The 591-nt window shown below is 42.8% G+C and carries 1 protein-coding gene, 2 tRNA genes and 1 rRNA gene; 3 read left to right on the top strand and 1 reads right to left on the bottom strand.

Going from position 1 to position 591, the window contains the following annotated elements; all coding sequences use genetic code 11:
• The 3 genes from ACNAV8_RS11585 to ACNAV8_RS11595 all read left to right on the top strand — a co-directional run.
• Positions 1-66 (top strand): 16S ribosomal RNA (locus tag ACNAV8_RS11585); the annotation flags it as partial.
• Between the two features lie 87 nt (positions 67-153).
• Positions 154-230: transfer RNA gene (locus tag ACNAV8_RS11590), tRNA-Ile, on the top strand.
• A gap of 23 nt (positions 231-253) precedes the next feature.
• Positions 254-329 (top strand) — tRNA-Ala (locus ACNAV8_RS11595).
• A gap of 32 nt (positions 330-361) precedes the next feature.
• Here the strand turns inward: ACNAV8_RS11595 and ACNAV8_RS11600 are convergent.
• A partial coding sequence (locus tag ACNAV8_RS11600; RefSeq protein WP_415777754.1) for a hypothetical protein occupies positions 362-591 on the bottom strand: 230 nt, incomplete at its 5' end.

Here is a 591-nt window from a genome sequence, read left to right on the forward strand (position 1 = left end):
TTCATGACTGGGGTGAAGTCGTAACAAGGTAACCGTAGGGGAACCTGCGGTTGGATCACCTCCTTATAAGACTGGATAGATGAGTGCTCACACAGATTGTGATGATTGATGTTAGACAATAAATAGCAAATGAAGAATAACCCGAATCCTTGAGGGTCTGTAGCTCAGGTGGTTAGAGCGCACCCCTGATAAGGGTGAGGTCGGTGGTTCAAGTCCACTCAGACCCACCACTCAAGTGATGCGGAGAATGATTGGGGATATAGCTCAGCTGGGAGAGCGCCTGCCTTGCACGCAGGAGGTCAGCGGTTCGATCCCGCTTATCTCCACCAAATCATTAGTAAGTTCTTTTAAATTAATCCCCTTAAACATATAAGCCTAGTTTAGGGAAGAGAGTGAAAGGGAAGTAGAAAGAATTTAGTAATGATAAGACGCAAAGCGTCATATCTAATTTGCTCTTTAACAATATAAAAACAAGCTGAAAACTGAAGAGACTTTCAAGCTGATGGGGGAGTGGTAATCGTGATAGAGCCATTTTCTTATTAAATTGAAAAAGTCTGAGTAAAAGGCTTACTTGAACAAAAGCAAGTAAGC

The sequence above is a fragment of the Avibacterium endocarditidis genome, assembly GCF_965138825.1.
Classification (GTDB): Bacteria; Pseudomonadota; Gammaproteobacteria; order Enterobacterales; family Pasteurellaceae; genus Avibacterium; species Avibacterium endocarditidis.